This is a genomic window from Thermohalobaculum sp. (assembly GCF_058622915.1).
This window is the reverse complement of record NZ_JBZSYN010000044.1, coordinates 1-7391: the sequence shown is the minus strand read 5'-3', so window position 1 is coordinate 7391 and position 7391 is coordinate 1. Positions and strand designations below refer to the sequence as shown.

The following is a 7391-nucleotide window of genomic DNA, read 5'->3' as shown; positions in this document are numbered from 1 at the left end:
CCCGTCTCGCCGCCCGTCTCGCCGCCCGTCTCGCCGCCCGTCTCGCCGCCCGTCTCGCGCGCCCAGGCGGCGGCCATGGCCGCGTCGGCCGCGGGCCCGAGCGGGGTGAAGTAGCACGGCGAGCCCCCCGCGAGCCCCTGGCGGAAGTCGCGCGGCGCGTCGAGCTCGATGATGTCCACCCGCGCCTTCAGCATGGCGATGAAGGGCAGGAAGACGCGGCGGTTCAGCCCGTCCTTGTAGAGGTCGTCGGGGGCGCGGTTGGAGGTCGCCACCACCACCACGCCGCGCGCGAACAGCGCCTCGAACAGGCGGCCCAGGATCATGGCGTCGGCCACGTCGGTGACCTGGAACTCGTCGAAGCACAGCAGCCAGGCGTGCTCGGCCACCTCGTCGGCGACCGGCTGGATCGGGTCCTCGACATTGCTCTGCCGCGCCGCGTGCAGCCCGGCCTGCACCTCCTGCATGAAGGCGTGGAAATGCACCCGGCGCTTGCGCCGCACCGGGGCTGCGGCGAAGAACAGGTCCATCAGCATCGACTTGCCGCGCCCGACAGGGCCGTAGATGTAGAGCCCGGCCAGCGCCTTGTCGGCCTTGGCCGCCTTGCGCCCGAAGCCGAACCACCCCAGCGCCACCTTCTTGCCCGCACTCGGGTCGTAGTCCGCGAGCCGCATGTGCAGGAGCTGCAGCTTCTCGGCCGCGGCGCGCTGGGCCGGGTCGGCGTCGATCTCGCCCGACTGCACCAGCCGGCGGTAACGGGGCACAGGCCCGTCGGACATCTGGTCGCGCTCCCGGTGGCGACGAACGCGGCCGGCACGCGGCCGGCCCTTGCCAAGGCGCCCTGCATACAGGCGTGATCGCATGCATCACAAGAGTTGGCTTGCGAACTCTCGGCTTGCGAACTCTTGGCTTGCGAACTCTTGGCTTGACCAAGCCGGCGCACCGCGCCACTGCATTGGAGGCGCGAGAGGGGCGGGCCGCCCCGTTCGATCCCCGTCCGCTCGCCTGGCGGGCCGGATGCACCGCGCCGGAGGGCCCCGAGGTGAAGCTGCCGCGCGAGACCGTCGTGCTCATGCTCGCCGCCGCCGTGGTGCTGGCGCTGTCGTTCGGCGTGCGCTCGATCTTCGGCATCGTGCTGGGACCGATGTCGGCCGATCTGGGCTGGCCGCGCGAGACCTTCTCGCTGGCGCTGGCGGTGCAGAACATCGTGTGGGGGCTGGCGCAGCCGGTGTTCGGCGTGATCGCCGACCGCATGGGCGACCGCCGCGCGCTGTGGCTGGGCATGGGCGTCTATCTGGCCGGCATGGCGGTCTCGGCGGTGGGCTACGAGCCGTGGATGCAGCACCTGGGCGCGGGGCTGCTGGTCGGCATGGGCGTGGCCGGCACCGGCTTTGGCCTGGTGCTCTCGGCGATCGGGCGGCAGGTGGCCGAGCGCGACCGGCCGCGGGTGATGGCGACCACGGCGGCGCTGGGCTCGCTGGGCCAGATGCTGATCCCGCTGCTCGCCGGCTGGATCACCGCGACCTGGGGCTGGCAGGCGACGCTGGGGGTGATGGCCGTGCTGCTCCTGCCCATGGCCGTGTGCATCCCGTTCCTCGGCGGGCCGGCGGCGGCCGAGGACGGGCCGCCCGACCCGGACGTGGCGACGCTGCCCCTGCTCATGCACGCCTTCGCGCAGCCGGGCTATGTGCTTTTGCTGTTCGGCTTCTTCGTGTGCGGCTTCCATGTGGGGTTCATGACGGCGCACCTGCCGTCCTACGTGGCGCAGGTCTGCGGCTCGGTGCAGCTCGGCGCCACGGCGCTGGCCATCGTCGGCGGCGCCAATATCATCGGCACCTGGTTCTTCGGCTCGCTCGGCGGGCGCTACCCCAAGCCCTATGTGCTGTCGCTGATCTACGCCATGCGCTCGGCGGTGATGGCCGCCTTCATCCTCACCCCGCCGAGCCCGCTCACGGTGGTGGCGTTCTCGGCCGCGGTGGGGCTGGCCTGGCTGCCCACGGTGCCGCTGACCAGCGCGCTGGTGGCGGCGATCTTCGGGCCGAAATACATGGGCACGCTCTATGGCATCGTGTTCCTCGCGCATCAGATCGGCGCCTTCATCGGCGTGTGGATGGGCGGCCGGGTCTTCGACCTCTACGGCTCCTACGACGTGCTGTGGTGGGCGGCGATCGGGCTGGGCGCCTTCTCGGCCATCGTGCACCTGCCGGTGCGCGAGCAAAGGGTGCGCATGCAGGTCGCCCGGCCGCTGGCCTGACCGCGCGCGCCCGCGCCCCGGGGGCGCGGCTCAGCGCACGACCAGGACCGAGCACGGCGCGTGCAGGGCGACATGCGCGGCGTTCGAGCCGATCAGGTAGTCGGTGAAATGCGGCGCGTGCGAGGCCATCACGATCAGGTCGGCGCCGACCTCCTCGGCAGTGGCGCGGATCTCGGTCGAGATCGAGCCGCCGAGGCGCAGGATGCCGTCGATCCCGCCCGCGCCGCCCTGCCTCTCGAGGAAGGCGTCGAGCCGCGGGCGGTAGTCGGGCGGCGGCGTGCCGTCCTCGTCGATCACCACGGGCTGGATGCTCACCACGGTGATCGGCGCCGGGGGGTCGACCTGGCGCGCGATGTGCCGGGCCACCGCGACGGCCGTCTCGGCCGGGCCCGGCTGATCGAGGTCGACCGGCACCACGATGCGGGTGAACATGGGCGCCTCCTCAGCGCACGACCAGAACCGAGCACGACGCGTGCAGGACCACATGCGCCGCGTTCGAGCCGATCACGTAATCGGTGATGCGCGGGTCGTGCGAGGCCATCACCACCAGGTCGACATGCCTTTCCTCGACCGCGCCGAGGATGCGGCCGCTGACCGAGCCGCCGACCAGCACGCTGCACTCGGCGTCGGGATCCGGGCCGAGCCCGGCGCGGCAGGCATCGAGCCGGGCCTGCCAGTCCGGGCGCGCGGCGCCGGCCTCGTCGGGCCAGGGCGGCACGACGCTGACCAGGCTGAGCCGGGCGCCGTCGCGGCTGGCCAGCCGGTGCGCCGTGGCCATCGCCTTGCCCGCGGCGCCGACGTCGCTGAGGTCGACGGGGACGAGGATGTGCTTGAACATGGGCCCTCCGGCGGCTTGTCTCCGCGAGCCTGCGCAAAACGGCGCGGCGGACGCCCCGGGCAGTTGACTTGGGCCCCCGCCGGGGCTAGATGCGTGCGGATTCCGGAAGTGGGGAGCTTCCGGTCCCGGACCCTTCGGGATCGCCGCCGGCCAGCGCGTTGCGCCCGCCGGCGTCCTCGGTGCTTCGCCGCCTTTGGGAGGGCGCATGTTCGAGAGCCTGCAGGAACGCCTCTCCGGCACGCTGGAGAAGCTCACCGCCAAGGGCGCGCTGAGCGAGGCCGACGTCGAGGCGGCGCTGCGCGAGGTGCGCGTGGCGCTGTTGGAGGCCGACGTCGCCCTGCCGGTGGCGCGCGATTTCATCGCCCAGGTGCGCGAGAAGGCGACCGGTCACGCGGTCCTGAAGTCGGTGACCCCGGGCCAGCAGGTCGTCAAGATCGTCCATGACGAGCTCAAGCGCGTGCTCGCCGGCGGCGAGGACGAGCCCGCCCGGCTGAGGATCGACACGCCGCCCGCGACCGTGCTGATGGTCGGCCTGCAGGGCTCGGGCAAGACCACGACCACCGCCAAGCTGGCCAAGCGGCTGGCCGAGCGCGACGGCAAGCGGGTGCTGATGGCCTCGCTGGATACGCGCCGCCCCGCGGCGATGGAGCAGCTTGCCGTGCTGGGCCGGCAGATCGGCGTCGAAAGCCTGCCGATCGTGCAGGGCCAGGACGCGGTGGCGATCGCCAGGCGCGCCAAGCAGCAGGCGATGCTGGGCGGCTATGACGTGGTCATGCTGGACACCGCCGGGCGGCTGCACGTGGACGACGCTCTGATGGCCGAGGTCGCCACGGTGCGCGACGCCACCGGGCCGAACGAGACGCTGCTGGTGGTGGACGGGCTGACCGGCCAGGACGCGGTCAACGTGGCGCAGCAGTTCACCGACCGGGTGGGGCTGACGGGCGTGATCCTGACGCGGATGGACGGCGATGCGCGCGGCGGCGCGGCGCTTTCGATGCGCGCGGTGACCGGCAAACCGATCAAGTTCGTCGGCACCGGCGAGAAGCCCGAGGCGCTGGAGGAGTTCCACCCCGAGCGCATCGCCGGGCGCATCCTGGGCATGGGCGACATCGTCTCCCTGGTCGAGCGCGCGCAGGAGACCATCGAGCAGCGCGAGGCCGAACGCATGATGAAGCGGTTCCAGAAGGGCCGCTTCGACATGAACGACCTCAAGGGCCAGCTCGAGCAGATGCTCAAGATGGGCGGCATGTCCGGCATCATGGGCATGCTGCCCGGCATGGGCAAGCTGACCAAGCAGATGGAGGAGGCGAACTTCGACGACCGGGTGATCCGGCGCCAGATGGCGATCATCGACTCCATGACCAGGGACGAGCGCAAGAAGCCCGACCTGATGCAGGCCAGCCGCAAGAAGCGCGTCGCGGCGGGCGCCGGCGTCGAGGTGCAGGACGTCAACCGGCTGTTGAAGATGCACCGCCAGACCGCCGACATGATGAAGAAGATGGGCAAGATGGGAAAAAAGGGCCTGATGCGCAGCGGGCTGGCGCAGCTGTTCGGCAAGGGCGGGCTGCAGCCGGGCATGCTGTCGGGGCCGGGCGGCGGGGCTGGCGCGCCGGGGGGGGCTCCGGGCGCCGGCATGCCGCCGGGGTTCCCGGGCCTTGGCGGCGGCGGCGGACAGGCGCTGCCGTCCGGCCTATCCGGGCTGGGCAAGAAGAAATGACCGGGATCCCCCGCATCGAGACCGGGCGGCTGGTGCTGCGCGCGCCGCGCGTTACCGACTTCGACGCCTATGCCGCATTCTTCGCCTCCGAGCGCGCCGTGCTCGAGCGCGGCCGCCGCGACCGGCACGGCGCCTGGCTGGAATTCGCCAATGTCGCCGGTCAGTGGCTGCTGCACGGCCATGGCGCGCTGTCCATCGAGGACCGCGCCACCGGAGCCTATCTGGGCGAGACCGGTATCTTCCGCGACGAGGACTACCCCGAGCCCGAGCTCGGCTGGATGCTGGTGGCCGAGGCCGAGGGCAAGGGCTTTGCCGGCGAGGCGGCCGCGGCGGTGCGGCGCTGGGCCTACGCAAGCCTGGGGCTGGAGACGCTGGTCAGCTATATCGACCCGCGCAACCGGCGCTCGATCCGGCTGGCCGAGCGGCTCGGCGCCGTGCGCGACGGCGGCGCGGCGCGGCCGGGCCGCGATGCGGACTGCCTGGTCTACCGGCACCCGGAGCCGAGCGCAGCAGGAGGGGCGCTGCCATGACCGACGACACGACCCGCGGGGCGACCGACGACGCGAGCCGCGCGCGCGCGCTTCTAGGCGAGCTGCGCCACTCCATCGACAACCTCGACGCCATCCTCGTGCACACGCTGGCCGAGCGCTTCCGCTGCACCCAGCGGGTCGGCCGGCTCAAGGCGGCGCACGGCCTGCCCCCGGCCGATCCCGAGCGCGAGGCGGCGCAGATCGCGCGGCTGCACCGGCTGGCCGAGGAGTCCGGACTCGACCCCGATTTCGCCAAGAAGTTCCAGCGTTTCATCGTCGAGGAGGTGATCCGCCACCACGAGCGGATCCTCAACGACCACGACCCACAGCACTGAGCCCCGCAAGACTTCCAAGCGCGGCGCGCACACCAAGGAGAAGCACAGATGGCCATCAAGATCAGGCTTGCCCGGGCCGGCACCAAGAAGCGGCCCTTCTACCACATCGTCGCGTCCGACAGCCGCATGCCGCGCGACGGGCGTTTCCTCGAGCGCATCGGCAGCTACAACCCGCTCATGCCCAAGGGGTCGGAGGAGCGCGTGCGCATGAATCTCGAGCGCGTGCAGCACTGGCTGGCGCAGGGCGCGCAGCCGACCGACCGCATCTCGCGCTTCTTGGAATCGGCGGGCGTGGCGCAGGCCAAGACGCGCTCGAACCCCAAGAAGGCGCTGCCCGGCGAGAAGGCGCAGAAGCGCGCCGAGGAGCGCGACAAGAAGGCCGCGGCCGCCAAGGAGGCGCCTGCCAAGGAAGCGCCTGCCAAGGAGGCGCCCGCCGAGGCGGCTGCAGAAGCGCCCGCCGAGGCGGCGGCGGACGCCTCGGAGGGGGCCTCGGCCGAGGGAGCGCGGTGCGCCCGTGCGCCGGCTGATCCGGCTCATCCTGCTCGCGGCCGCCTTCGTCGGCGGCTGCCATGTGCAGAACCGGCTGGCCACCGATGCCTGCGTGCATCAGGGCGGCCGGTGGCTGGCGGCGGCGGGCGCCCTGCCCGGCGGGGTCTGCACCGGCCTCAGCGCGAGGTGAGGCGATGGCTGAGAGGAGCGAGCACGGCCGGCTGATCTGCGTCGGCGCCATAGCCGGCGCCTTCGGCGTGCGCGGCGAGGTGCGGCTGAAGTCGTTCTGCGCCGAGCCCGAGGCCATCGCAGGCTATGGCCCGCTGGTCACCGAGGACGGCGCGCGCGCCTTCACCGTGCGCCTGACGCGGCCGGTCAAGGGCGGCTTCGCGGCGCGGCTGTCGGGCGTGGCGACGCGCGAGGAGGCCGAGGCGCTGAGGGGCAGCCGGCTGTACGTGCCGCGCGCCCGCCTGCCCGAGCCCGACGGCGACGAGTTCTACCACGCCGACCTGATCGGGCTGAGCGTGGTGGACCGCGCCGGGGCGGCGCTGGGCCGGGTGCGCGCGGTGCACGATTTCGGCGCCGGCGACGTGATCGAGATCGACCTTGGCGGCGGAAAGTCCGTGATGATTCCCTTCACCCGTGATGTAGTGCCCGAGATCGACCTCGCCGCGGGCCGGCTGATCGCCGACCCGCCCGAGGGCACGCTCGGAGACAGCATGCTCGAGCAAGGCCCGCTCGCAGACAGCAGCTCTGGGGAGGGCGCGCCATGACCGGCCGGCACGAGACGCCCAAGCACCTGTTCGCCCGCATCCGCGAGGTGCTGTTGCGGGACTGGGACCCGCTAGGCCTGGCCGAGGCGCCGGGCACGCCCGACGACTATGACGCCATCGCGCGCGAGATCCACGCGCTGGTCACCGACGAGGAGGTGAGCGAGGACCGCGTGGCGCACTACCTGGAATGGGCCGAGGACGAGCTGATGGGCCTGCAGCGCCGGCCCGCGGCGGCGCGCGCCGCCGCGCGCCGGATCCTGGCGCTGAAGGCCGGGAACGGCGGCGGCTGAGATGCGCCCGACGCGCGCAGCGGGCGGCGCAACCGCGCCGGGGCCTGGCGCCGCTGGCGCGGCCGCAGCGCCCGGCCGGCGGAGGCCCCGGCTCGGCGGCCGGGGCCCGATGCGGGCGTCGCGACCGGGGCCCGGTACGATGGCCGGCAAGGCCCGCTCGCACGGCAT

8 protein-coding genes and 2 pseudogenes are annotated in these 7391 nt (G+C 72.8%); 7 read left to right on the top strand and 3 right to left on the bottom strand.

The annotated features are described in order from the left end of the window. On the bottom strand, window positions 1-776 hold a 776-nt coding region (gene zapE / locus AC32QD_RS03945; protein ID WP_492009180.1), incomplete at its 3' end, for a cell division protein ZapE. 263 nt (window positions 777-1039) lie between these two features. Between zapE and AC32QD_RS03940 the strand changes: the two genes are divergently transcribed. Further along, entirely contained in the window at window positions 1040-2251 is a 1212-nt protein-coding gene (locus tag AC32QD_RS03940) for an MFS transporter (protein WP_492009179.1), read from the top strand. 30 nt (window positions 2252-2281) lie between these two features. On the opposite strand, the gene AC32QD_RS03935 is transcribed toward AC32QD_RS03940, so the two are convergent. Together AC32QD_RS03935 and AC32QD_RS03930 are read right to left on the bottom strand one after the other, a co-directional pair. Further along, window positions 2282-2683 carry a universal stress protein gene (locus AC32QD_RS03935; RefSeq protein WP_492009178.1) on the bottom strand — a complete coding sequence of 134 codons (402 nt, stop codon included), beginning with the start codon at window positions 2681-2683 and terminating at the stop codon, window positions 2282-2284. 10 nt (window positions 2684-2693) lie between these two features. After that, window positions 2694-3089 carry a universal stress protein gene (locus AC32QD_RS03930; RefSeq protein WP_492009177.1) on the bottom strand — a complete coding sequence of 132 codons (396 nt, stop codon included), beginning with the start codon at window positions 3087-3089 and terminating at the stop codon, window positions 2694-2696. 205 nt (window positions 3090-3294) lie between these two features. On the opposite strand from AC32QD_RS03930, the gene ffh reads away from it, so the two are divergent. The 6 genes and pseudogenes from ffh to AC32QD_RS03900 all read left to right on the top strand — a co-directional run bounded on the left by ffh (window position 3295) and on the right by AC32QD_RS03900 (window position 7223). Beyond that, a complete protein-coding gene (gene ffh, locus AC32QD_RS03925; protein ID WP_492009176.1) occupies window positions 3295-4806 on the top strand; it encodes a signal recognition particle protein in 1512 nt (503 codons plus the stop codon). Further along, the gene (locus AC32QD_RS03920) at window positions 4803-5336 is read left to right on the top strand and encodes a GNAT family N-acetyltransferase (protein WP_492009175.1); all 534 of its coding nucleotides are present in this window, start codon (window positions 4803-4805) and stop codon (window positions 5334-5336) included. Before ffh ends, AC32QD_RS03920 begins: the two co-directional genes overlap by 4 nt. After that, on the top strand, window positions 5333-5671 hold the full coding sequence (locus AC32QD_RS03915; RefSeq protein ID WP_492009174.1) for a chorismate mutase: 339 nt from the start codon (window positions 5333-5335) through the stop codon (window positions 5669-5671). Before AC32QD_RS03920 ends, AC32QD_RS03915 begins: the two co-directional genes overlap by 4 nt. A 48-nt stretch (window positions 5672-5719) precedes the next feature. Then, window positions 5720-6109: pseudogene (gene rpsP / locus AC32QD_RS03910) on the top strand (30S ribosomal protein S16); the annotation flags it as partial. 245 nt (window positions 6110-6354) lie between these two features. Beyond that, window positions 6355-6864 (top strand): annotated as a pseudogene (gene rimM / locus AC32QD_RS03905) (ribosome maturation factor RimM); the annotation flags it as partial. Between the two features lie 65 nt (window positions 6865-6929). After that, entirely contained in the window at window positions 6930-7223 is a 294-nt protein-coding gene (locus AC32QD_RS03900) for a hypothetical protein (protein ID WP_492009173.1), read from the top strand. Window positions 7224-7391 lie beyond the last annotated feature (168 nt).